The following is a 24,564-nucleotide window of genomic DNA, read 5'->3' as shown; positions in this document are numbered from 1 at the left end:
CAGATTTGTGAAAAACAATATTATTACGAGGCCATTGAGGATGCATATAAGGGCTTTGTCATGCAGCATAAATTTCCTTTTGTGTCATTGCAGATCCAGATGACAGGAAATGATCTGGATGTAAATGTTCATCCCCGGAAACTGGAGGTTCGTTTTGCAAGAGGGGCGGAGGTGTATGATGCCATTTACGAGGCTGTTCACAATGCGCTTCTTCACAGAGAACTGATACCGGTTGTTCCAGTGGGAAAAGAGGAGCGGGAATCAAAGGTGGCAGCAGTAAGCCGCGGAGCAGTTCCGGAGCCATTTGAGAAAAGCCGCAGGACGGAACTTCATTGTGAAGGTGCTGCTGAAAAAGCTGGTCGAAGCAGCGCAGGGAATAATGAAAGCTGCTATTCACAGGCTGCTGAAAAAACAGTTCTAACTGGAAAAACAGCTCTAACTGAAAAAACAGCTCCAACTGGAAAAATAAATTCATCTGGAAGCCTTGTAAACAGCTCTGGCTGTCAGGCCAGCAGTGTGCTTCGTGAGCAGGCAATTTATCAGGCGAAGCCATTTAGCAAGGAAGAGGAAGCTCTTTTTGCAGGAACTTTAAAAGAGGCTGCGGAGGCAGATAAAAGAGCGGATGAAAAAGCAGAAGAAAAAGCGGATAAAAGTGCAGATGAAAAAGCGGCAGAAGATAACATATCGGTTGAGAGAATGAATGAAGCCGATAATCAGGCAGAGACTGCTGTATCCGTAAACTATGAGATACCAGATAAATCTGAGCCTGGACAGAGTGATCCAGGCTCAGAATATCCATCCGTTGGGGGAAAGCAGCTTGAGCTTTTTCAGGAGAAACTTCTGGCACCAGAATCCCGAAGCCGCCATAAGCTGATTGGCCAGTTGTTTGACACCTACTGGCTGGTGGAATTTGAAAACCAGTTTTACATTATCGACCAGCATGCAGCTCACGAAAAGGTAAATTATGAGCGCTTTGTAAAACGTTTTAAAGAACAGTCCATTGAATCGCAATATCTGAATCCTCCGCTTGTGGTGACCTTGAACATGGATGAACAGGCGAAATTAAAAGCCAACGAAGAATATTTCAGGAAATACGGTTTTGAGATTGAACCCTTTGGTGGAAGGGAATACTGTATCAGTGCAGTTCCGACAAATTTGTACGGATTCCATGAAGAAGAACTCTTTCTGGAAATGCTTGACAATCTGGGAGGAGAAGGTGCAAAGGATGCTTTTGACCTTTTCACAGCAAGACTTGCCACAATGGCATGCAAATCTGCTGTCAAAGGAAATCATCAGATGTCTGCTCTGGAGGCAGATAAGCTGATCGACGAGCTTCTTACTCTGGACAATCCATATAATTGTCCTCATGGCCGTCCCACTATCATTGCGATGACAAAGACAGAAATTGAAAAGAAATTTAAGCGAATTGTATAAACAGGAGAGATTATGAAAAAACCTCTTATTGTCCTTACCGGTCCTACTGCAGTTGGAAAAACCAGGCTGTCTATTTCTCTGGCAAAAGCCATTGGCGGCGAGATCATATCTGCAGATTCCATGCAGGTTTATAAATATATGGATATTGGCTCTGCGAAGATCATGCCAGAAGAAATGCAGGGAGTTCCCCATTACCTGGTGGATGAGCTGACGCCAGAGGATGAATTTCACATTGTGCGTTTTCAACAGATGGCAAAGGATGCCATGGAAAAGATTTACATCAGGGGACATATTCCCATTCTGGTGGGGGGAACCGGCTTTTATATTCAGGCGGTGACCAGAGATATTGATTTTACCCAGGCTGAGCAGGACGATGGATACCGGGCCGATCTGGAGGCGATTGTCCAGGAAAAAGGTCCTGCATATCTTCATCAGATGCTGGCAGAGGTGGATCCCAAAAGCGCCGAAGTGATCCACGAAAACAACACGAAGCGTGTAATCCGCGCACTGGAATTTTATCATCAGAACCATAGCCCTATTTCCGCACACAATGAGGAGCAGCAGGAACGAACCAGCCCCTATAATCTGGCATACTTTGTGCTGAATGCACCACGGGAGCTTTTATATAAACGCATTGATAAGAGGGTGGATGAAATGATGACCAGCGGTCTTGTGGCAGAAGTCCAGAAGCTGAAGAACATGGGCTATCACAGAGGTATGGTTTCCATGCAGGGTCTTGGATATAAAGAAATCCTGGCCTATCTGGATGGAGAAATGCCGCTGGAAGAGGCTGTGCGGATCTTGAAGCGCGACACCCGGCACTTTGCCAAACGCCAGCTCACCTGGTTCCACAGAGAACCGGAAACAGTGTGGGTGAATAAAGATGAGTTCGGGTATGACGAGAATAAAATGCTGGAATATATGCTGAGCGTTTGCCATGAAAAAGGAATAACTGGAGAGTAGTTATTTCGATAATCAGATTTTCCACAGGGGGTAATCGCCCGCTTTGAAAACAAAAAATGGAGGAATACCGTCAGACAGACGGAAAATTTATTATGAAAGAATTATACGAGCAGCTGGGAATTTCTTCCCAGGTTTATGATTTTTGCCATGAAATAGAAAAATCCTTAAAGGAGCGTTTTGAACAGTTTGACAAAACTGCAGAATATAACCAGATGAAAGTTCTTCTGGCTATGCAGAAAAACCGTGTCAGCGAGGAGTGCTTCGGCTCTTCTTCCGGTTACGGCTACAACGATTACGGTCGTGATACTCTGGAAAAGGTTTATGCGGATACATTCCACACAGAAGCATGTCTGGTGCGTCCGCAGATTGCGTGTGGAACACATGCCCTGGCCATTGCTCTTTTTGGAAACCTGCGTCCAGGCGATGAAATGCTGGCACCAGCCGGAAAGCCATATGATACTCTTGAAGAGGTGATCGGTATCCGTCCATCCAAGGGCTCCCTGGCAGAATACGGAGTAACTTATCGTCAGGTGGATCTTCTTGAGGATGGAACTTTCGATTATGAAAATATCCGCAAAGCAATCAATGAGAAGACAAAACTGGTTGAGATTCAGCGCTCCAAAGGCTATATGACACGCCCCTCTTTTTCAGTAAAGCAGATTGGTGAGCTGATTGCATTTGTAAAGAGCATTAAGCCTGATGTGATCTGTATGGTAGACAATTGCTACGGCGAATTTGTTGACACGATTGAGCCAGTGATGTTGGTGCAGATATGGTGGTTGGTTCCCTGATCAAAAACCCGGGCGGCGGACTTGCTCCAATTGGCGGTTACATTGCGGGAACCAAAGAGTGCGTGGAAAATGCTTCTTACCGTATGACCTGTCCGGGACTTGGTGCTGAGGTGGGAGCTTCACTTGGCGTAAACCGTTCCTTCTATCAGGGATTTTTCCTTGCACCGATGGTGACAAAGGGTGCGTTAAAGGGCGCTGTTTTTGCAGCCAATATTTATGAAAAGCTTGGATTTGACGTGGTTCCAAATTCCACAGAGCCAAGGCAGGATATTATTCAGGCAGTGACTTTAAAAAGTCCGGAGCGTCTGATCGCATTCTGTAAGGGAATTCAGGCTGCTGCCCCGGTTGACAGTTATGTTGATCCGGAGCCATGGGATATGCCAGGTTATGACAGTCAGGTCATTATGGCGGCTGGCGCATTTGTACAGGGCTCTTCTATTGAGCTTTCCGCAGATGGACCTGTGAAAGAGCCATATGCCGTATATTTCCAGGGAGGACTTACCTGGGAGCATGCAAAACTAGGTGTTATGATGTCCTTGCAGAAACTTGTGGAGCAGGATTTGGTAAAATTACAGTGAAATCATGAAAAACATGAATTTTCGTGCAACGCCAGGCGTGTAACAGGGAGGCGCTGAACCGTTACCATAAGTTCTTTAAAACAGATGTAAAAAACGGGAGTTTATATGGAGAAAAAACGTGTTATCGTTACAGGCGGCGGGGCGTCCGGGCTGATGGCGGCCATTGCAGCTGCAGAAAACGGGGCCGCTGTAACCATATTGGAACAAAATGAAAAACCAGGCAAAAAGATCTGCGCTACAGGAAACGGCAAATGTAATTTTACCAATATCCAGGTGCCGTCTGATGCATATCGAAGCGAAAATCCAGGCTTTGAACAGGCAGTTCTGAATCAGTTTCCGGTAGAAGACACGGTGAAATTTTTTACCCGGCTTGGAATTTATCCTGTGAATAAAAACGGCGGCTATCTCTATCCGCATAGCGGACAGGCAGCAAGCGTTGCTGAGGTATTGTGTATGGAAGCACGGAATCTTGGGGTAAAGATCAAGACCAACCAAAAAGTACAACGTGTTTTTAAGGAACAGGATAGCTGGAAGGTTCAGGTAGAAGGCTGGATATACGAGGGTGAAGCAGTTATTCTTTCCAATGGTTCCAAAGCTTCTGCAATTTCCGGTTCCGATGGCAGCGGTTATGAGCTTGCCGCAGCACTGGGACACAGGCTCATAGAGCCTCTCCCGGCTTTAACTGCCCTGAAATGCAAGAATACAGGCTTTTCCGGCTGGGCAGGTGTCCGCACAGAAGGCAGAATTACGCTGCTTGTGGATGGGAAAAAAGTCACAGAGGAAACAGGAGAACTACAGCTTACTGATTATGGCGTATCTGGAATTCCGGTGTTTCAGGTCAGCCGATACGGAATCCGTGCACTGAAACAGGGAAAAAATGTGACTCTGATTTTAAATTTTCTGCCAGAATTTTCCCGGGAACAGTTGAAAGCTTTTCTGAAAATACGAAAGGAAAACTGCCCCTATAAAGGAAAAAAAGACTTTTTGACCGGACTTTTCCCGGATAAGCTTGCAAAAGTGCTTTTGTCAGCAAATGATCTGGAAGAAGCAATCAGCAGCTATCCGCTTAAAGTGACTGGTTATCAGTCTTTTGAACAGGCACAGGTGTGCTCAGGCGGCGTTGATACTACGCAGGTTAACGCCCAAACCTTGGAATCCACACGAAATTCAGGCTTATATTTCGCAGGAGAACTATTGGACATTGATGGGAAATGTGGCGGTTACAATCTGCAGTGGGCCTGGTCCAGCGGTTATGTTGCAGGAGTGAATGCCAGTAAATGTCAGAGCGTGTTTGAAAAAGGAGAATAACATGATTCGAATTACCCAGCTGAAACTTTCAATTAATCATACCCCGGAAGAGTTAAGCCAAAAGATCCGTAAGGAGCTTCGTCTGAAAAATGAAGGCTTCACTTACGAAATAGTGAAGCAGTCACTGGATTGCCGTCATAAAGAGGATAAAAAATTTGTTTATACGGTAGATGTGTCTTTGCAGGATAAAAACCAGGAAAGCAAGATCTTTCGAAGAGTTCACAATAATAACATTATGTTAACTCAGAAAAAAGAATATACATTTCCATCTCCTGGTGAAGAGGAACTGAAATATCCGCCGGTCATTGTAGGAAGCGGACCTGCCGGAATTTTTTGTGCCTGGTATCTGGCGAAGGCAGGTTACCGCCCCCTGGTTCTGGAACGGGGAGAGGAAGCGCATGTCCGTCAGAAGACTGTCGAGAATTTCTGGAAAAATGGCGTACTGGATCCGGATTCCAATGTGCAGTTTGGTGAAGGGGGTGCTGGTACTTTTTCCGACGGAAAACTAAATACTCTGGTAAAAGATCCTTCAGGAAGAAATCATGAAGTACTGAAGCGTTTCGTGCAGGCGGGTGCACCGTCGGAAATTATCTATCAGCAGAAACCACATCTTGGTACAGACGTGCTGGTTGGCGTGGTGGAGACTCTTCGCCATGAAATTGAGGAAATGGGCGGGGAATTCCAGTTCCGTTCCAAAGTGACAGATCTTTTTTTTGAAAACAGTCAGTTAAAAGAAATTGAGATAAATGGGGAAAAAAGGATTCCGGCCCAGGTATGTGTGCTGGCAGTTGGACACAGCGCAAGAGATTCCTTTTTCATGTTTGAGAAAAAAGGAATCTATATGGAACCAAAATCTTTTGCAGTAGGTGTACGTATGGAACATCCACAGTCCATGATCAATCTGGCTCTTTATGGGGAAGAGGAAAACGAGAAACTTGGAGCTGCTGCTTATAAAGTTACCCACACATGTGAAAATGGCCGTGGTGTTTATTCTTTTTGTATGTGTCCGGGCGGTTATGTAGTAAACGCTTCTTCAGAACCGGAGATGCTTGCTGTAAATGGTATGAGCTATCAGGCCAGGGACAGCCGCAATGCAAACAGTGCGCTGATCGTATCGGTAACTCCGGCTGATTTTCCGGAAGAGGGGCCTCTGGGCGGCGTAGCATTCCAGCGCAATCTGGAGCGCGCAGCGTGGAAAGCTGGAAATGGTAAGGTTCCGGTACAGTTGTTTGAGGATTATCAGAAGCATAAGCCGAGTACAAGACTTAAAGATGTAGAACCTTGTATTAAGGGCGCCTGTGTTCCAGGTGATGTGCGCAGTATTTTTCCAAAAGAGATTGGTGATTCCATAGAAGAGGGTGTTCTTGCTTTTGGAAAAAAATCAAAGGCTTTGACCGTCCTGATGCAGTGCTGTCCGGCGTGGAAAGCAGAACATCATCTCCGGTGCGTATTGTCCGTGATAAGGATTCCCTGGAAGCAAACTATGAGGGGATTTACCCCTGTGGGGAAGGCGCTGGATATGCAGGCGGGATTACTTCTGCTGCTATGGATGGCATAAAAGTAGCGGAAGCTGTTTCTAAAAAGTTCAGAAATTTTTAGGAGAGAGTGTACATCTCTCCTTTTTTATGCTAAAATGAGTCTGCATTGTGAAACACAGTGCGGGGGAATTTGTCTTTGTGTCTCGGGGAATAAGAAGTATCTGCTTATTATGACATGAAGAACAGTCCCATTACTGTTCATTGGCAAAGCTGTGCGAAGTAAGTTTCAGGTATGGCGTGAGCAGTATCCTGTCAGTCCTGGAGAACTGCAGGTGAAAGATATGAATGAAATGAAACAGACCATCAGAGAACTGCCGGAGTCGTCACGTCCTTATGAGAAATGTCTGCAGTGGGGACCATCCGTGCTCAGCGACAGCGAGCTTCTGGCAGTGATCCTGAGAAGCGGTGTACAAGGCTGCAATTCTCTTGTACTCGCCAATCAAATCTTAAGTCTTACGAAAGATACCTCCTATCCGGGACTTCTGGGACTTTTACATATGTCCATTCCGGATCTGATGAAGGTGAACGGAATCGGGAAAGTCAAGGCCGTCCAGCTGAAATGTATCGGGGAGCTTTCCAAGCGGATGGCGTCTGCTGTTGCCAGACCAAGACTTTCTTTTAACGAACCCATCACGATAGCAAAATACTATATGGAACGTCTCCGGCACGAAGAGCAGGAAATATTGATCGTTATGCTGCTGGATGGAAAAAACCATTTTCTTGGCGAGCAGATGCTTTCCCGGGGAACCGTGAATTCAACTCTGATCACTCCAAGGGAGGTTTTTATGGAAGCATTGAAGTTTCACGCTGTAAGTGTGATCCTGGTTCATAACCATCCAAGCGGAGATCCTACGCCCAGTGAATGTGATAAGAAAATTACAGAGCGTATTTACCGGTCTGGGGAGATTCTTGGGGTGAAGCTTCTGGATCACGTTGTGATCGGTGACCAGAGATACATTAGCTTTAAAGAACAGGGAATGATGCCAGAGGAATGATCCGCCGGAAGTGCTGACGCCGTCTGTAAACCAGTGGCGGGTATTTGTTTTTGCAGGGCATAGTAATGATGAAGGGACAGATATATGCTGTTTGAAAAAACATATGGAATAGACCTTGGAAGCAGTTCCGTCAAGGTCTATTCCATGATTCGAAATAAAAGCTACATTGAGAAGAACATGATTGCGGCCAAGGGCCGCAAAATCATAGCCGTGGGCAACGAAGCGTATGAAATGTTTGAGAAAGCACCCTCTGATATTTCCGTAAGTTCGCCGATGGCTTTTGGTATGATAGCCAATCTGGAACTGCAGGAAATTGTACTTTACAGTATGATGAAAAAAATTGATAAAATTCTGGGAATAGGCTCTGTCATGTACTTTGCAGTTCCTCTGGACATGACTGCTATTGAAAAAAGAGCTTATTATCAGGTGGCGAATGGACATTGGCTGCGGAAGAACAGGGTTTACATGGTAGAGGCTCCTATTGCAGATGCCATAGCTATGGGTGTGGATCTGGAGAACAATGCAGGAAGCATGATCGTAAATATTGGTGCCCAGAGTACGAATTTTTCCATTGTTACGGGAGGCCGTATTATCATAAATAAGAAGATTCCAATTGGCGGACGTCAGATGAATGAGGCAGTGTGCAGTGAAGTACGCAAGCGTTATAATCTTCAGATCGGCACCCGTACTGGGAAGCGGCTGAAGCTGGTAATGGGACGGCTTGCAGACCAGCACAAGCAGGCCCGTAAGGTTGTAGGAATTGACAGTGTTTCCGGTCTTCCCAGGGAAGAGGTTATTTCTGCCTATGTAGTCAATGCGGGAATCATGAACTGTGTCAATGAGATCGGTGCCCAGATGAAAGTTTTTCTGGAACGTATCCCGCCGCAGATCTCCTACCACATTGCGAAAGAAGGCATTTTCCTTACCGGAGGGAGCACCAGAATCCCTCATATTGATACATATCTGGCAAGTTATACAGGCTATTCTTTTAACCTGTCAGATCTTTACGAAACTTCAGCCGTCAAAGGGCTGGAGAAGATCATCCACGACAAAGAACTTCGTAAATGGGCTCAGCCCATCACACAAAGAAAATTATAGTAACTGTGAAGGTACTGAACAGTTATAAATCATAAATTTTTAGGGGTGCCATTTTATGAAAAACCTTAAGAAAAAATTTCGATTTCGCATAAATCTGAAAAGTAAACATTTGCTGGCGATTATGACACTTTTCTGCCTGAGCTGTATTGTTGCTACATTTGCTTCAGGAATTTCCACAGCTCCTTTGCAGGAAACAGCAGGAATTGTCATAGTTCCTTTTGAAAAAAGCATTGAAAAGATCGGCAGTATGGTCCGTTCCGTCAGGGACAGCTTCAAGGACAAACAGGATCTGCTTTTTGAAAATGAAGAGCTGAAAGCAGAACTGGACAGCCTGACTACACAGAATAACAAACTGATCCAGGATCAAGGGGAATATCAGAGACTGAAAGAGCTTTACAATTTGGACCAGACCTATGAGGACTATCCGAAGGTAGCTGCGACTATCATTCCAAAGATCCTGGAAACTGGTACGATACCTTTATGATCAACAAAGGTTCTGATGATGGGATAAGGGTCGATAATAATGTGATCGCAGGCAAGGGGCTTGTTGGAATTGTCACAGAAGTTGGTTCCTCCTGGGCTACTGTCCGTTCCATTATTGATGACAGCAGCAGTGTAAGTGCCATGACAGTAAGCACTTCTGATAACTGTATTGTAAACGGAGACCTGGAACTGATTGATGAAGGAAAGCTTCGCTTTGAGCAGCTTTATGATCAGGAGAACAAGGTGACTGTCGGGGAACGTATTGTCACTTCCAATATCAGTGAGAAATTTGTAGAAGGATTGTTTATCGGCTATGTAAGCGAAGTGCAGGTAGACAGCAATAACCTGACTAAGACAGGAACCATTGTAACACCTGTGGATTTCCTTCATTTGAAGGATGTATTTGTTATTACTGTGAATAAGCAGGATCTGGTAGACGGAACCGCGCAGGTGGAAGGTAATTCTGACAGCGGCAGTTCTGACAGTACCTCTGGCGACAGCAGTCAGGAGAGTAGCGACAATACTGACGGCAGTGCAGCAGACGGACAGGAGGGCGCAGATGAAGGGTAAGATTGTCTATTTTCTTACGATCGTAATATGTTTTCTTCTGCAGTGTACGGTTATGGATCTGATTTCTATTGGCTCTGTAACTCCTAATCTGATGCTGGCTTTCTGTGTATCCATGGGGCTTATGCGCGGGCGCAAAAGCGGCCTTTGGGCAGGATTTTTTTCAGGGCTTTTTGTGGATCTGTTCTTTGGATCCGTATTTGGATTTTATGCTTTGATCTATATGTATATTGGTTATTTAAGTGGATATGCGCACAGGATTTATTACGATGATGATGTGAAGGTTCCTATGTTTCTGACTGCAATTGCAGATCTTTTATATAATCTGTCTGTTTATGGGTTGCAGTTCCTCCTAAGAGGCAGACTGGGACTTGGGACTTATCTGTACAGGATCATTATCCCGGAAATGTTTTACACGGTATTTATTACCTTGATTGTATACCGGATTTTCCGTTACATAAACTATCACTACATGAACATAACCAGGAAAGAAAGTGAGTCAATTTGGGTACTAAAATAAAACGAATTTTCAAAAAAATCAGTTTAAAACGAACAACAGTCCTGATCTTGGTATTTGTGATAATGTCAGTTGTTCTGGTGCGTAGATTATTTGATCTGCAGATTATTCAGGGAGAGGATTACATCAGCAAATTCCAGGCCAGGACAACCAAAGAGCGTGTGCTCAAGAGCACCCGCGGAAATATTCTGGACAGAAATGGTGATATTCTTGCATCTAATGTGCTTTCCTATTCTCTGACACTGGAGGATAATGGAACTTACACTTCTACAAGGGAGAAGAATCTTACATTAAATGGTGTAGCCTATCAGGTGCTTCAGATTCTTCACAGCAACGGAGATGATATTACCCATTCCTTCCATATTGTGGTAGATAAGAATGGAGAGTATGCTTTTGATGTTGCTGAGGGCTTTACCCTGAACCGTTTCCGTGCTGATATTTATGGACAGGCATTGATCGATGATTTGAAAGATGAACAGAAGACGGCGACTGCGGATCAGATGATGGAGTTTCTCACTGGTTCCGAGAAATTTTCTATCGTTCTTAGCGGTGATCGTGCTTATACAGAGGATGAACTGACCTCCCATGGTCTGCCTCTTACTTTGACCAAGCAGGAAATGCTTGATATTGCAACTATCCGCTATGAATTGAATACCAACAGCTTTAAGAAATATATGCAGGTTACCATTGCTACCAATGTCAGTGAAAAGTCGGTAGCTGCGATCATGGAGAATAAGACCGGACTGCAGGGAATTGATGTGGTTGAGGATTCCATCCGCCAGTATATTGATGATGAAAGTATGGCACCAATCCTTGGCTATACAGGTAAGGCTTCTTCCGAGGAGCTGACAGAGCTTCGGAAACAGAATCCGGATTATTCCAATGATGCGATCGTAGGTAAAGCAGGAATTGAGCAGTATATGGAACTTACCCTTCAGGGAACAGACGGCAAGGAGACGGTTTCTGTTGATAACCTTGGAAAGGTTCTGAAAATTGACGAGGATACCAAAGTAGAGCCGGTTGCGGGAGATGATGTGCAGCTTACTATTGATACTGACTGGCAATCGGCAATCTATCAGATCCTCAAACAGCGTGTGGCTGGTGTTCTTCTGACGAAAATTGATGCGGCAAAGACTTTTGATTACACGTATGTCACAGATGCCAGTCAGATCCGTATTCCTATTTATGATGTATACAATGCCCTGATTTCCAACAGTGTGATTGACATCACCAAATTCAGCAATGAGGATGCCTCTGACATAGAAAAAAATTTATATGCCAAATTTCAACAAAAGCAGCAGAGAGTTTTTGATACAATAAGCACGAAGCTGAATGGCTCAAACCCGCCAGCCTATAAGGATGAAGATGAAGAAACACAGGAATATCTGTCTTACATCTGTAATGACCTTCTTAGAGACACGCTTGGAATTATTTCCAAAGATGCCATTGATACATCAGATGCTACTTACAAGGCCTGGACAACAGATGAAACCATCAGCCTGAAGGATTACCTGACTTATGCCACAAGCCAGGGCTGGATCGACATCAGCAGCTTTTCACCGGAAGGAGAGTATCTGGATTCTGAGGAAATTTATCAGGCACTGACAGCATATATTATCGACTATCTCAGTACAGATACTGGATTTTCCAAGCTCCTTTACAAATACATGCTGCAGGAAGATACAATTTCCGGACAGGAAATCTGCCTGGTGCTTTATGAGCAGGGAGTCCTTGACAAAAATGATGATGATTATGAGAATCTGGCTTCCGGAGCAATGGGAGCTTATGATTTCATGATCAACAAGATATACACTCTGGAGATAGAGCCTGCACAGCTGGCATTAATGCCATGCTCAGCGTCCGCTGTGGTTGTAGATGTAAAGACTGGAGATGTAGTTGCACTTGTTTCCTATCCCGGATATGACAATAATCGTCTGACCAATGATATGGATACAGATTATTATGCAAAACTGGCACTTGACCAGTCCAGTCCGTTCTTCAATAAAGCGACCCAGCAAACCACTGCACCAGGTTCCACTTTAAAGCTTCTTTCAACAATTGCAGGAATGGAAGAAGGAATTATTGACGAGGTACATATATTGAATGTACCGGAACTTTTGACTATGTAGATCCGCCTATTAATTGCTGGTATAAGAATGGTCATGGAAGTCTGGATATCCGTACAGCAATCGAGCAGTCATGTAACTATTTCTTTAACATGATCGGTTTTCAGCTGGGAAAAGTTGGGGACAATGAGTTCTCCGAGGTGCAGAGTCTGAATAAGCTTCAGGAATATGCCTCATTGATCGGTCTGGATCGGAAGACTGGAATCGAGCTCTCAGAGGCAACTCCGAAGGTTTCCGATGCCAAAGCAGTTCCATCCTATATGGGACAGGGAAATAACCTGTTTACTACATCTGAATTGGCTCGTTATGCTACTGTTATGGCTACTTCCGGGAATGTATTTAAACTGACTCTTCTGGACAAAGTAATGGACCCGAAGGGAGAGGTGATTCAGGAGTATGAGCCGGAAATCGAGGATGTGGTAAATATTTCTTCAAATATCTGGGATGTGATCCATGATGGTATGCGTCGTGTGATCCAGACTCATTCCCAGTTTGATGGTCTTGGAGTAGAAGTGGCAGGTAAAACCGGTACAGCAGAGCTGGATCTTCGCCATCCAAACCATGGTCTGTTTATCGGTTATGCGCCGGCCTCTGATCCGGAGTATGCGGTGGCAATCCGTATTGCCAATGGATACAGCTCCGGTAATGCATGTCTGATTGCTAATGATATTTTTAAATATATGTACAATCTTGCAGATAAAGATTCTATTCTCACAGGTATTGCTTCTACAGATACCAGTGATACATCGAATGACTAAAAACGATTTTGCTGCTGTTCATAGTCTGATCAGCAGTACTGGATATGCCTGCCGGGAGTGTTCCGGCAGGCATATCCATAAGAGAAATACCAGGATTTTGGAACATTTTGTTTAGGAGGAATCAGAAGAAATGGGTGAAGTCATTGTCATTACATCCGGAAAAGGCGGTGTAGGAAAAACCACTACAGTTGCCAATATAGGAACTGGTCTGGCTATGATGGGAAAGAAAACCGTGGTTGTGGATACGGATATTGGTCTTCGTAATCTGGATGTTGTGCTTGGGTTGGAGAACCGGATCGTATATAATCTGGTAGATGTGGTGAATGGAAGCTGCCGTCTGAAACAGGCTCTGATCAAAGACAAGCGGCATCCGGAGCTCTATCTGCTGCCATCTGCGCAAACTAAGGATAAAACCGCCGTATCACCGGAACAGATGATCAAACTGACGGATGATCTGCGGGAGGAGTTTGATTATATATTGCTGGACTGTCCGGCTGGAATTGAGCAGGGATTTAAGAATGCCATTGCAGGTGCAGATAAAGCTCTTGTAGTGACGACCCCGGAGGTATCCGCAATTCGCGATGCGGATCGTATCATTGGTCTTCTGGAAGCAAATGATCTGCGGGATATCCATCTGATCATCAACCGTCTTCGTCCTGACATGATCGCCAGGGGAGATATGATGTCTGTGGATGATGTGACAGAGATTCTGGCTGTAGATCTGATTGGAACTCTTTTAGATGACGAGCAGATTGTGATAGCAACCAATCAGGGAGAGCCTCTTTCTGGTAAAAATTCTCAGGCAGAGGAGGAATACCGGAATATTTGTAAACGGCTTATGGGCGAGGAAGTTCCCTTTGCAGAACTCAGACAGAAGAAAGGTATGTTTTCGCGACTGTTTAAAAGACATTGATATTCAGGTAATAATTAGTTACGCAAAATAGCATGTTGGTTGTTTATAATAATGTTATGTCAACTAATGCTCTGAAATGGAGGGATTTTGCATGAAGACCTTTTTAAATGAAAGAAGGCGTTCAGCAGGATATGCTCGCGACAGGATGAAACTTCTTCTTATCTCAGAACGCATAGAATGCTCTCCACAGATGATGAAAATGTTAAAAAGCGATCTGGTACATACAGTAAAGAAGTATGTGACCATAGAGGAAACTAAAGTGAAAATACAGATATCACAGGAACCGCCTGTCTTAATGGCCTATATCCCTGTGTTGACGAAAAAGGACAGATAAATTTATGATTAAACAGTATAAGCTACGTTTTTACAATTTTAAACTAGTGATCCTTCTGACTGCGATCAGTCTGTTTGGAGTGCAGCTGGTAGCAAGTGCATCGCCAGATCTTCGAAATAAACAGCTTTTGGGCGTTGTGATGGGGCTTGTGTTGCTGGTGATCTTATCGTTAATGGATTATTCCTGGATATTGAATTTCCAGTGGATCATGTATGGTTTTAATCTGCTTATGCTTATTGGTGTACGATTGTTCGGAAGTGAGGCTGGAGGTGCGTCCAGATGGCTGGATATCGGTGGCTTCCGTTTTCAGCCTACCGAGCTTTCCAAAGTTATTATTATTCTGTTTTTTGCCAAGTTTTTTATGGACCATGAAGATGATATCAATACTTTCAGGGTGTTGGCAGAATCAGTGCTCCTTCTGGCTGTTCCATTGGCTCTTATTTATGCACAGCCGGATATGAAAAATACCATTACGGTAACCATTATTTTCTGTATTCTGCTGTATATAGCAGGACTGAGTTACAAAATCATCGGAGGTGCGATCCTGATCGCGGTTCCCCTTCTGATCATATTTTTGTCTATTGTTGTGCAGCCAGATCAGACTTTGATCAAGGATTATCAGAGAACACGTATTATGTCTTTCCTTTACCCGGAAAACGAGGAATACCAGGAGGATATTGAACAGCAGAATAACTCGAAGACGGCGATTGCTTCCGGAGAACTGGTTGGAAAAAAACTTACCGGGGATGACCAGGTTTCTTCTGTAAATGCTGGAAACTTTGTTGCAGAGAACCAGACCGACTTTATCTTCGCAGTTGCCGGAGAGGAGTATGGATTTATAGGATGTACGACTTTGGTCGCATTATTGCTGTTGATTTCAGTTGAATGTATCAGGATGAGCCTCAGGGCCAAGGATCTGGCCGGGAAGATTATCTGTTGCGGAATTGGCAGTGTTGTAGCTATTCAGAGTTTTTTGAATATCTGCGTTGCTACTGGACTGGCACCGAATACTGGTACGCCTCTTCCTTTTGTAAGTTATGGTCTGACTTCCCTGGTCAGCTTGTTTATCGGTATGGGGCTTGTGATGAATGTAGGTCTGCAGAGCAGTACTTATAATAAAGAACTTAAGAGAAAAGAAATTGATAAGAAAGAGGAATATTTATGACAGCCGCAAAAAAGAAGAACTCAAGACGTAAACAGGCAAGATTTCGAAGCTCCAGAAGAAAGAGGATCAGAAATACTGTTCTTTTACTGTTGCTTTTGGTTGTGCTTGGCGGTACTGGGATCGGTGCAATTTATGTTCTCCGAAATGGAACTGTTTTTGATAAGCTGGAGGATGCATATGTAGCTTCCAGAGAGTTTTCTGGTGGAATTACAGACTTAGACAGCCTGAGAGCTGATGGTTTTGCTAAGAATTTGTGTGTGGTCGTATCAGATGTTCCGATGGATGGTGTTTCCCTTGGGGAAAACCAGAAAGGACTTCTTCTGGATCTGGATGACAGAAAGGTGCTTTATTCCAAACAGGCACTTCAAAAGGTATACCCGGCAAGTATCACCAAGATCATGACAGCTATGCTGGCACTGAAATATGGAAATATGGATGACGTAGTAACCATTACACAGGAGAATCTGAATCTGGAGGAGGGTTCACAGGTTTGCGGCTTTTGGGCAGGTGACCAGGTGACTATGGATCAGCTTCTTCATTGTCTGCTGGTTTATTCAGGTAATGACGCAGCAGCGGCTATTGCAGAGCATGTGGGTGGTTCTACAGATGGGTTTGTGGAGATGATGAACAGTTATGCCAGGGAACTTGGCTGTACCGGAACTCATTTTACCAATCCTCATGGACTGCAGGATGAAAACCATTATACCACTCCCTATGATATCTATCTGATGTTAAAGGAAGCTTTGAATTATCCAGAGTTTACTCAAATTACACAGTCCGGATCTTATACAGTAGAATATACTCATGCGGACGGAAGCAGTGCAAGTACCACATTACTTGCCACAGACCATTATCTCACAGGAGAAGCTACCCCTCCTAAGAATGTGACTATTCTGGGTGGAAAGACCGGTACTACGGACAATGCAGGTAACTGTCTGGCGTTGCTGAGCCAGAATGCTTATGGAAAGCCGTACATTTCCATTGTAATGGGTGCCTCCACAAAAGACGAGCTTTATGAGCAGATGTCGTCCCTTTTGCAGAATATAAACTAGAGCCTGTTTGAAAAATCATTCCCGCAATCTGCACGCTCCACTTTGCGGTATATTTTGCCCGAATTCGGTTGCCGTAGCCCGCTACGGCGCCCTCATCCGGGCAAAATCTCCCACAAATCGTGACGCACATCTTGCAGAAAGCCTTTTTCAAACACGCTCTAGTACATCGTTTCGTAAATAACTACACCAATCGCGTAGGATGTGGATTCGAGTGTGCAGGCATAGTTATTTCGAAAACGATGTACTAGTCAGTCGCTTTATGAATCGTAGCCACAATTGAGAAAAATAGACAGAAATATTAAAAAAACTCTTGAAAATTTAGAAAAATTATACTATAATATGAAACATATTAAACAAGGTTTTTGGTAAAAATTTAATATCATATTGTCTAAGGAGGAAAACATCATGGTTGAACTGATCGTAGGAAAGAAAGGCAAAGGCAAAACAAAAGTGCTCTTAGACAGAGTAAACGGTGCGGTGAAAGAAGCCAACGGAAGCATTGTTTACCTTGACAAGAGTACCAAACATATGTATGAGCTTAACAATAAGGTACGTCTTATTGACGTTTCCTCTTATCCATTGAAGAATGCAGATGAGTTCGTAGGTTTCATTTGTGGTATTATTTCTCAGGATCACGATCTTGAGCAGATTTATCTGGACAGCTTCCTTAAGGTTTCCAAGTTGGAAGACGCTGATGTTACAGATACACTTGATCAGCTGGACAAGATCGGTGAGAAATATGGAATTTCAATAGTTGTAAGTATTTCGCTTGACAAAGAAGAGATTCCGGAAGCATTACAGGATAAGATTGCAGTAGCATTATAATCTCGGATAATATGATATTGCAGCTATAAATTCAGTAAAACCAAATTAGAGGTACATAAGGACATGACTCGACTGTGGGTCATGTCCTTTTTTGAGGTGCGCCTTAGAACCTGTTTGAAAAATCATTCCTACAATCTGCACGTCCCACTTTGAGGGAGATTTTGCAGAAAGTCTTGTTTTGCGGTATGTTTCTGTGTTAATTTACAATAATAATATTATGTGAATTAAATGCGGTGATTACAACAATTGTACGTGTGAAGCAGATGTTAATCTTCACGCAGCTTTACAGCAGTGGCTGCCTGACGCCGTCTGGAATCGTCTAAGGCTGCATAATGCTTCTTGGTAGTATTCACGTCCTTATGGCCTAAAACATCCGCTACAAGGTAAATATCGCCTGTTTCCTGGTAGAGGGCGGTGCCGTAAGTACTGCGGAGTTTATGAGGGGTGATTTTCTTGGTGGTGGTAACCTGGCGGGCGTATTTTTTAACCAGGTTTTCAACGGCCTGGACCCCAATTCGTTTGCGCTGGGTAGAGTAGAAGAGAGCGTGTTCGTGACCTTCTACAGGAATAATGTTCTTGCGTACTTCCAGGTAGTTTTTCAGAGCTTTTTCTACTTCGGGACCGAAATATACAACCATTTCATTTCCACCTTTTCGAGTAACCTTGATTCCATTATTTTTGAAATCTACGTCTTCTATGTCAAGACCTACACATTCAGAAACACGAACACCTGTTCCGAGCAGGAGAGTAACGAGAGCGAGGTCACGGTCTTTGGTTTTTTCATAATATACCTTTTTCTGACCGGTAAGGTCGTCCCCGCCGTGCTCAATATAATCCAGCAGCAAGGCAACTTCATCAGCTTCCAGGCGAATGATGCTTTTCTGATGAATCTTTGGAACGTCTACAAGGACGGTAGGATTTGTGTGAATCATTTCACGTTTAAAATAATATGCATAAAAACTTCGCAATGAGGACATTTTTCGCTTCAGACCACGTTCGCCATTGGTTTCCGTTTTATCCCCGGCCTGGTAAACTTTCAGGTATTCTTCATATTCCTCAAGATCAACGGCTGTGAGCTGATCCAGGACATCCACAGTAAAGGCATCTATAGACCAGTCCCTGAAGGCTGGATTTTGTTCCAGAAGAAACTGAAAGAAAATGCGGATGTCATATGCATAGGAAATTCTGGTTTTAGTTGTGGTACGCGGTTCAATGGCACGAAAGAAATCCCTGCAAAATGGCGGCAAGGTTTTCAGAACATCACGAAGCCGCAAGGTATTTTCAACGTCAGTCTGTTCGTGGTAGGTGACTTTTTTATCCATGAAAAATTCTCCTTTAGCAAGTAATAATGATACCAATCTATATGAAAAACTCGGGTTTGTCGTATAGATCTAGATGAGGGGTATAACGCCGAATCAGCCACTTCTTCTGGCTGTTTTCGGCGTTTTTCAGAATTTCATTAAATGTTAAAATATAATTGATGGTTCGACTGCATTCATTATGCAGTTACAGACGATTCTGAACATCTGGCGCACCGGTTTCAATAAAGCTTGGCCGGTTTCGTTACAATTGCTGTTAATTTTACATGATCGATTCGTCCAACATCACTGTAAACGGTCCATCGTTTTCCAGTGAAATTTTCATATCAGCGCCAAAAATACCATGCTGAACAACTGGAACAACTTTTGCAGCTTCCTTTAGCATGTATTCATAAAGTTCATTTGCCTGTTCTGGCGCACCGGCTTCAATAAAGCTTGGCCGGTTTCCTTTTTTGCAGTTGGCATATAACGTGAATTGCGAAACCATCAAAATCTCCCCATTTACATCTGCCAGGGAAAGGTTTGTTTTGCCATTTTCATCTTCAAAAATTCGAAGTCCTAGCATTTTTTTCATATATTTGTCTGCAATTTCCCTGGTATCATTCTGACCTATGCCGACCAGTACAAGAAAGCCCTTCCCAATATTTCCGATAACTTCACCATCTACTTTTACGCTTGCATGATTTACACGTTGTATTAAAAGCCGCATGTTAATTTCCGTCCTTTTTACTGTTTTGTTTCTGTCTGTACTCTTCTATCAATTGTCTGACTTTTTGATAAATTATCACAGAATATTTTTTTATAAGGATCCAGATTGTAGTCAGGATTTTCTGGATCGTTTTTAACAAAGTAAGGGTAAATTTCAACATTGCAGTGCGTCTGGGTGTCTCTCTCTTCTTCGGCTCTTCTGCCGGGAAAAGAACGGGTTCATGTGTTTCCGGATCCAGACAGTCAATGTTGGTGTATTTTTGCTCCTCATCTGGAACCTGCTTATAGATCAGGCTGATATGGACAAGCCTGCCAAGTGCCGCGTAAAGCACTGCAAAAACAGGAACGCCAATGATCATACCTGGGATTCCAAAGATTCCACCGCCAATAAGGATGGCGACAATGACCAGAAAACTGGAAAGTCCTGTGGAATCACCAAGAATCTTCGGTCCAAGAATATTGCCGTCAAACTGCTGGAGAACAAGAATAAAAATTGCAAAATAAATAGCCTGCAGCGGATCCACCAATAAGATGAGAAAAATACTTGGGATTGCTCCGAGGTAAGGTCCAAAAAATGGAATTACGTTGGTTACACCAATGATCACACTGATCAAAAGTATATATGGCATATTCAAAAAGTTCATACCAATATAACACAATACGCCAATGATGGCAGAATCCAAAATCTTACCACTGAAAAATCCGATAAAGGTTCTATTGGTAAAACGCATGGAATGGATGATAAAATTCGCATGCTGGGTATTAAAAATTGCGTAGGTGAGCATTTTTGCCTTGGCAATGAATCCCTCTTTATCTGCCATCAGGTACAGGGAAACGATAGCTCCGATGAGGAAATTCTTCAGAAAATTAATTAATTCAAACACACCTGCGGAAATATTTTTTAGCATTTCCTGCATCTGCGGAAGGATATTCGTAGTCAGGTAGTCCTGCGCTGTGGTGATGGACTGATTCAAAGTGTCCAGTGCATCACTGTTCAGATTCCATTTCTCAATGAAAGACTGCAGCCATTTCTGAATAACCTTCACATAGGCTGGAAAACTGTAGATCAGACCCATAATACTTCGGATCAGTTCTGGCAGAATCATCATAATAAGGGCATAAATAAGAGCAAGGAAGAGAAACATACATAAAATTACGCATGCCCACCGAATTGCCTTGCGCCCCTTCTTTCCTACTGATACTTCCTTCCTGGCAAGAAGCGGATAAATGATTTTTTTCTCCAGGAAATTTAATACAGGGGTCAGTAAAAAGGCAATCACGACCCCATAAACAATAGGTGTGAGAATCCCCAGAAATGTCTGAATTCCTGTAATCAGTGTCTTCATATGGAAAACACCATAATAAAAGAGCATACTGGCTGCGATTACAAGGAAAGAAGTTACTCCCCAGCGAACATGTTGATTGTCCCAGCGTAATTTCATATTCTAATATCGTCCTCCTGAAACATGAATGCAAAATATGTGTTACTGTCTGCTGTTTGCACAGTAACCAATAAGTGTCTGTACTGTTATTTATTTAACAGCGATTGCTATCTATTATAACACAGTTTTGTCTCAATGTCTCATTAAAAAAATATAAAGTGGCGATGGCGTTTGAAAACAGGAACCGAAAACAGGAATTGAGATGCAACAAATTACAAAAGGAGCTCTCTTTCGAGAACTCCTTATTTTCACATGATTCTGTATATTATTTCTTAAGGTCATCAAAAATATGTATGGTATTGATAATCGCCTGGGCAGCACCTTCGATACCAAGCACACTGCTGTCAACGCTTAAGCTGTAGCCCGCTGCTGCACCCCATTTCTTATTGGTGTAGTAATTATAGTAACTTGCACGGCTCTTATCTGTTTTGGTGATCATATCTTTGGCTTCTTTAGGTGTCTTATTGTATTTGCCTGCAATACGCTTGATCCTCCAGTCCAGATCAGCATGAACAAAAACACTGAAACAGTCTTTATTATCTGCAAGAGCATAATCTGCACAGCGCCCTACCATAACACAGGGGCCTTCTGCAGCTAATTTCTTGATGGCTTCGAACTGTGCCAGGAAAACCTTGTGGTTCATAGGCATGTCTGTAAATCCAGCAGAAGAATATCCAAAAGAATAAGTATCCATTACAAGAGAATACAGAAAGCTGTTAGTTGGCCTCTCATCATGATTCTCAAATAATTCCTTGCAAATACCGCTGTCGTTTGCAGCATGCTCCAGAAGTTCTTTGTCGTAACACTTGATTCCAAAATATCTGGCTACTTCCTGACCAATCTGCCTGCCGGCGCTTCCATATTCACGTCCGATGGTAATAATTGAACTTGTTGTATTGTTCATATCTGCCACTCCCTTCTGCAATTCCTTTGTTACTGTTCACTTCGTGACTGGCAATTCATAGGAATTTTGTAAGATTATTATACACTACATCAGGGTAAACTGACAACTATTTTCTTAATTTTTCTAACAAATTGAGAAAATATTCTGGCAAAGGTGCGGAAAATTCCATATACTCTCCTGTTCTTGGGTGAACAAAGCCCAAAACCATGGCATGAAGAGTCTGTCCCTGGAGATGATAAGGATTTTTGCCTGAGCCATAGATCTCATCGCCAAGAAGAGGATGTCCAAGGCTGGTCATATGTACACGAATCTGATGGGTACGACCGGTTTCAAGGCGGCACTCGATATAAGTCGCATTCCCGAAACGTTCCAGGACTTTATAATGGGTGACAGCGTCTTTTCCATTTTTGTAGTTGATCGCCATTTTTTTTCGGTCAATTGGGTGACGGCCGATCGGGCCTTCTACAGTACCTTCATCTTCCTTAAGATTACCTGCCACAATAGCCCGGTAACGCCGCTTGATAGTATGCGCTTTCAGTTGCTGAGCCAGATCACGGTGAGCCGTGTCATTCTTGCATACAAGAAGAGCTCCTGTAGTGTCCTTATCAATACGGTGGACGATTCCAGGACGCATAACCCCGTTAATACCGGACAGATTGCCCTGACAGTGGTACATAATAGCATTTACCAAAGTTCCGCTGGTGTGGCCATTTGCAGGATGGACTACCATTCCTTTGGGCTTATTTATCACCAGTACATCATCATCTTCGTATAAAATGTCCAAAGGGATATTTTCCGGAAGAATATCCGGTTCAGTCAGATCAGGCAGGGTTGTCTGAACCAGATCCCCTGCCTGTATTTTGTAGTTTGCTTTTACTGCTTTCCCATTGACGGTAACACCTTGTTCTTTCAGAAGCTTCTGAAGATAAGAACGGGAAAGTTCCTCATATTTATCGGAAAGACAGCGGTCTATGCGCACTCCTGCTTCATTTTCGGTTGCTGTAAATTCCAATTGCTCCATGTATCAGTAAAACTCCTCTCTCAATTACGCGGTATATGAAAAATCAGACAAATCAATTTACCTGGCAGATCTGTTCCCCGGTTTCAGAAAGTCAAAATCATTTTCTTCTTTATAACGGAAAAACATAAGAAATACCATCACTGTGATCCCACAGGTCACGTAAATATCTGCCACATTAAACGTGGGAAAATCAATCAGGGAAAAATAAATAAAATCTACCACATATCCACGGAAAACACGGTCTATAAAATTCCCCATTGCTCCAGCGAACACAATTGCCGCTGTATAAAGCAGTGGTCTATAATAAACAGTTGCAGGTGCTTTTATAAAAAGATATATAATAGCCACAAAAAAAACAATACAGGTAAGCACCAGAAAAAGAATCTTATTCTGGAGAAGGCCAAATGCCATGCCTCTGTTTTCAAGGTAACGAAGGTTTAACACATTATCAATAAGAGAAATCCCGGAGGATCCTCTCAGATACCTGATTGCAAGATACTTTGTTCCCTGATCCAGAAGAACCAGAAAAAGGATAAGCAGAATTCCTTTTAATTTAGGTGCTTTTAGTGGAAGATCATTGTAGTTTGAAGCTGTTTTATTTTCCATGATAGATTACCTGCAGATGGCGTGAATTCCCACAAGAAGCTCCTGATCCGTAACTGTCTTGTCAATAAAACTCTTTCCAAGACCATCCATAAGAATAAATTTAATCTGTCCCTGTTCCATTTTTTTGTCCTTTTTGGTAGCTGCAAGAATGTCTCTGGGAGAAAGTCCTTCCACATACAAAGGCAGACCGTAAAGCTTAAGGCTATGGCAGATCTGCTCGTATTCACCATTTGTGAGGAGACCTCTTTCCCTGGAAATGGCAGCTGCGGCAACCAGTCCGATTCCCACACACTGACCATGGAGAAGGTTAAAGTTCATCAGCTTTTCGACTGCATGTCCTATGGTGTGGCCAAGATTAAGAAGAGCACGCTCTCCCTGTTCTTTGGGATCCCGCTCTACAACCCCGGCTTTGATGGCACAGCATTTTCGGATCATAACGGCAAGCATTTCTGGATCCATAGTGCGGATAATCTTGTAATTTGCGCATACAAAGTCGAAAAAGTCTTTATCGCAAATTAGTCCGGTCTTTAGAATTTCACCCATTCCACAGCCAAATTCGCGCTCAGGGAGGGATTGCAAGGTGGCCATGTTCATATAAACCAGTCGGGGCTGATGAAAAGCGCCTACCATATTTTTAAACTGTCTGAAATCAACGCCAGTTTTACCGCCTACGCTGCTGTCCACCTGCGCCAGAAGCGTGGTAGGAATCTGGATAAAATCAATTCCACGAAGATAGGCTGCGGCACCGAAGCCGGATAAGTCTCCTGTTACTCCGCCTCCAAGAGCAACCACCAGACTTTTGCGGTCAAGCCCATTCTCAATAAGGCACTGGAAAAGATCCTGTACGGTATCAAGATTCTTGTATGCTTCTCCGGCGGGGAAAGTGAACTGGTATACATGATCGGATACTTTCAAAAGCTCTGCTTTCACCTGGTCTGCATAGAGAGGTGCTACTGTGGAATCTGAAACAATACACATGCTTTTCCCTGCAAGACCTTCGTCTGTCAAGGCCTGTGAAAGAAAAGAAAAGTCATTTTCAAAATAAATGGGATAACAGAACTCCCCGTCACGTTTTACAAGTAATTTTTCTTCTGCCATAGTTAAATCCTCTCCAAATGT

General features: G+C 43.4%; 23 protein-coding genes and 3 pseudogenes. 18 read left to right on the top strand and 8 right to left on the bottom strand.

The window, feature by feature from the left end; genetic code table 11:
* Positions 1 to 3 precede the first annotated feature (3 nt).
* From DW904_RS10415 to DW904_RS10350, 16 genes and pseudogenes are all read left to right on the top strand, one after another.
* The gene (locus DW904_RS10415; protein ID WP_347562112.1) at positions 4 to 1,434 is read left to right on the top strand and encodes a hypothetical protein; all 1,431 of its coding nucleotides are present in this window, start codon (positions 4 to 6) and stop codon (positions 1,432 to 1,434) included.
* Positions 1,435 to 1,446: 12 nt separating this feature from the next.
* A complete protein-coding gene (gene miaA, locus DW904_RS10410) occupies positions 1,447 to 2,397 on the top strand; it encodes a tRNA (adenosine(37)-N6)-dimethylallyltransferase MiaA (protein ID WP_118580239.1) in 951 nt (316 codons plus the stop codon).
* 92 nt (positions 2,398 to 2,489) lie between these two features.
* A pseudogene (locus DW904_RS10405) lies at positions 2,490 to 3,766 on the top strand (methionine gamma-lyase family protein).
* 105 nt (positions 3,767 to 3,871) lie between these two features.
* On the top strand, positions 3,872 to 5,074 hold the full coding sequence (locus DW904_RS10400; protein WP_118580236.1) for an NAD(P)/FAD-dependent oxidoreductase: 1,203 nt from the start codon (positions 3,872 to 3,874) through the stop codon (positions 5,072 to 5,074).
* A 1-nt stretch (position 5,075) separates the two neighbouring features.
* Positions 5,076 to 6,632: an FAD-dependent protein gene (locus tag DW904_RS10395; RefSeq protein WP_347562105.1), complete on the top strand. Its 1,557-nt coding sequence runs from the start codon at positions 5,076 to 5,078 to the stop codon at positions 6,630 to 6,632.
* Between the two features lie 261 nt (positions 6,633 to 6,893).
* Complete coding sequence (gene radC / locus DW904_RS10390; protein WP_330382811.1) at positions 6,894 to 7,607, top strand: DNA repair protein RadC; 714 nt, start codon at positions 6,894 to 6,896, stop codon at positions 7,605 to 7,607.
* Positions 7,608 to 7,691: 84 nt separating this feature from the next.
* Positions 7,692 to 8,705 carry a rod shape-determining protein gene (locus tag DW904_RS10385; protein WP_118580233.1) on the top strand — a complete coding sequence of 338 codons (1,014 nt, stop codon included), beginning with the start codon at positions 7,692 to 7,694 and terminating at the stop codon, positions 8,703 to 8,705.
* Between the two features lie 55 nt (positions 8,706 to 8,760).
* Positions 8,761 to 9,189: a hypothetical protein gene (locus tag DW904_RS25475; protein ID WP_347562104.1), complete on the top strand. Its 429-nt coding sequence runs from the start codon at positions 8,761 to 8,763 to the stop codon at positions 9,187 to 9,189.
* Positions 9,186 to 9,758 carry a rod shape-determining protein MreC gene (locus DW904_RS25470; protein ID WP_347562103.1) on the top strand — a complete coding sequence of 191 codons (573 nt, stop codon included), beginning with the start codon at positions 9,186 to 9,188 and terminating at the stop codon, positions 9,756 to 9,758. Before DW904_RS25475 ends, DW904_RS25470 begins: the two co-directional genes overlap by 4 nt.
* Positions 9,748 to 10,275 (top strand): rod shape-determining protein MreD, encoded by a 528-nt coding sequence (mreD, locus tag DW904_RS10375; protein WP_118580230.1) that lies wholly within the window; start codon positions 9,748 to 9,750, stop codon positions 10,273 to 10,275. Before DW904_RS25470 ends, mreD begins: the two co-directional genes overlap by 11 nt.
* Before the next feature lie 62 nt (positions 10,276 to 10,337).
* Positions 10,338 to 12,401, top strand: coding sequence for a penicillin-binding transpeptidase domain-containing protein (locus tag DW904_RS10370; protein ID WP_279254385.1), 2,064 nt, complete (start codon positions 10,338 to 10,340; stop codon positions 12,399 to 12,401).
* Entirely contained in the window at positions 12,371 to 13,156 is a 786-nt protein-coding gene (locus DW904_RS24520; protein WP_347562111.1) for a penicillin-binding transpeptidase domain-containing protein, read from the top strand. The genes DW904_RS10370 and DW904_RS24520 overlap by 31 nt, the downstream gene beginning before the upstream one ends.
* A gap of 130 nt (positions 13,157 to 13,286) precedes the next feature.
* Positions 13,287 to 14,069, top strand: coding sequence for a septum site-determining protein MinD (gene minD, locus DW904_RS10365; protein ID WP_118580227.1), 783 nt, complete (start codon positions 13,287 to 13,289; stop codon positions 14,067 to 14,069).
* A gap of 91 nt (positions 14,070 to 14,160) precedes the next feature.
* A complete protein-coding gene (gene minE, locus DW904_RS10360) occupies positions 14,161 to 14,403 on the top strand; it encodes a cell division topological specificity factor MinE (RefSeq protein ID WP_118580224.1) in 243 nt (80 codons plus the stop codon).
* A gap of 4 nt (positions 14,404 to 14,407) precedes the next feature.
* On the top strand, positions 14,408 to 15,568 hold the full coding sequence (locus DW904_RS10355; protein ID WP_118580221.1) for an FtsW/RodA/SpoVE family cell cycle protein: 1,161 nt from the start codon (positions 14,408 to 14,410) through the stop codon (positions 15,566 to 15,568).
* Positions 15,565 to 16,620: a D-alanyl-D-alanine carboxypeptidase family protein gene (locus DW904_RS10350; RefSeq protein WP_118580218.1), complete on the top strand. Its 1,056-nt coding sequence runs from the start codon at positions 15,565 to 15,567 to the stop codon at positions 16,618 to 16,620. Before DW904_RS10355 ends, DW904_RS10350 begins: the two co-directional genes overlap by 4 nt.
* Positions 16,621 to 16,660: 40 nt before the next feature.
* On the opposite strand, the pseudogene DW904_RS25465 reads toward DW904_RS10350, so the two are convergent.
* Positions 16,661 to 16,711 (bottom strand): annotated as a pseudogene (locus DW904_RS25465) (DUF6783 domain-containing protein); the annotation flags it as partial.
* Between DW904_RS25465 and DW904_RS25460 the strand changes: the two are divergent.
* Positions 16,688 to 16,801 (top strand): annotated as a pseudogene (locus tag DW904_RS25460) (DUF6783 domain-containing protein); the annotation flags it as partial. The pseudogenes DW904_RS25465 and DW904_RS25460 overlap by 24 nt on opposite strands.
* Before the next feature lie 224 nt (positions 16,802 to 17,025).
* Complete coding sequence (locus DW904_RS10345) at positions 17,026 to 17,445, top strand: twitching motility protein PilT (protein ID WP_118580215.1); 420 nt, start codon at positions 17,026 to 17,028, stop codon at positions 17,443 to 17,445.
* 266 nt (positions 17,446 to 17,711) lie between these two features.
* On the opposite strand, the gene DW904_RS10340 is transcribed toward DW904_RS10345, so the two are convergent.
* From DW904_RS10340 to aroB, 7 genes are all read right to left on the bottom strand, one after another.
* The gene (locus DW904_RS10340) at positions 17,712 to 18,767 is read right to left on the bottom strand and encodes a tyrosine-type recombinase/integrase (protein WP_118580212.1); all 1,056 of its coding nucleotides are present in this window, start codon (positions 18,765 to 18,767) and stop codon (positions 17,712 to 17,714) included.
* A gap of 259 nt (positions 18,768 to 19,026) precedes the next feature.
* Positions 19,027 to 19,473 (bottom strand): D-aminoacyl-tRNA deacylase, encoded by a 447-nt coding sequence (gene dtd, locus DW904_RS10335; protein WP_118580209.1) that lies wholly within the window; start codon positions 19,471 to 19,473, stop codon positions 19,027 to 19,029.
* A 1-nt stretch (position 19,474) separates the two neighbouring features.
* Positions 19,475 to 20,914, bottom strand: a complete 1,440-nt coding sequence (locus DW904_RS10330; protein WP_118580206.1) for an AI-2E family transporter — start codon at positions 20,912 to 20,914, stop codon at positions 19,475 to 19,477.
* Between the two features lie 265 nt (positions 20,915 to 21,179).
* Positions 21,180 to 21,818 carry a cytidylate kinase-like family protein gene (locus DW904_RS10325; protein ID WP_118580203.1) on the bottom strand — a complete coding sequence of 213 codons (639 nt, stop codon included), beginning with the start codon at positions 21,816 to 21,818 and terminating at the stop codon, positions 21,180 to 21,182.
* Positions 21,819 to 21,924: 106 nt separating this feature from the next.
* The gene (locus DW904_RS10320) at positions 21,925 to 22,839 is read right to left on the bottom strand and encodes an RluA family pseudouridine synthase (protein ID WP_118580200.1); all 915 of its coding nucleotides are present in this window, start codon (positions 22,837 to 22,839) and stop codon (positions 21,925 to 21,927) included.
* Between the two features lie 57 nt (positions 22,840 to 22,896).
* On the bottom strand, positions 22,897 to 23,445 hold the full coding sequence (gene lspA, locus DW904_RS10315) for a signal peptidase II (protein WP_118580197.1): 549 nt from the start codon (positions 23,443 to 23,445) through the stop codon (positions 22,897 to 22,899).
* A gap of 6 nt (positions 23,446 to 23,451) precedes the next feature.
* Positions 23,452 to 24,543 (bottom strand): 3-dehydroquinate synthase, encoded by a 1,092-nt coding sequence (gene aroB / locus DW904_RS10310; protein ID WP_118580194.1) that lies wholly within the window; start codon positions 24,541 to 24,543, stop codon positions 23,452 to 23,454.
* Positions 24,544 to 24,564: the final 21 nt, after the last annotated feature.

This window comes from Ruminococcus sp. AM42-11, from assembly GCF_003480145.1.
GTDB classification, from domain to species: Bacteria; Bacillota; Clostridia; order Lachnospirales; family Lachnospiraceae; genus Blautia_A; species Blautia_A faecis.
Note: the sequence above shows the minus strand (reverse complement) of the source record. Positions and strands in the feature narration are given on the sequence as shown.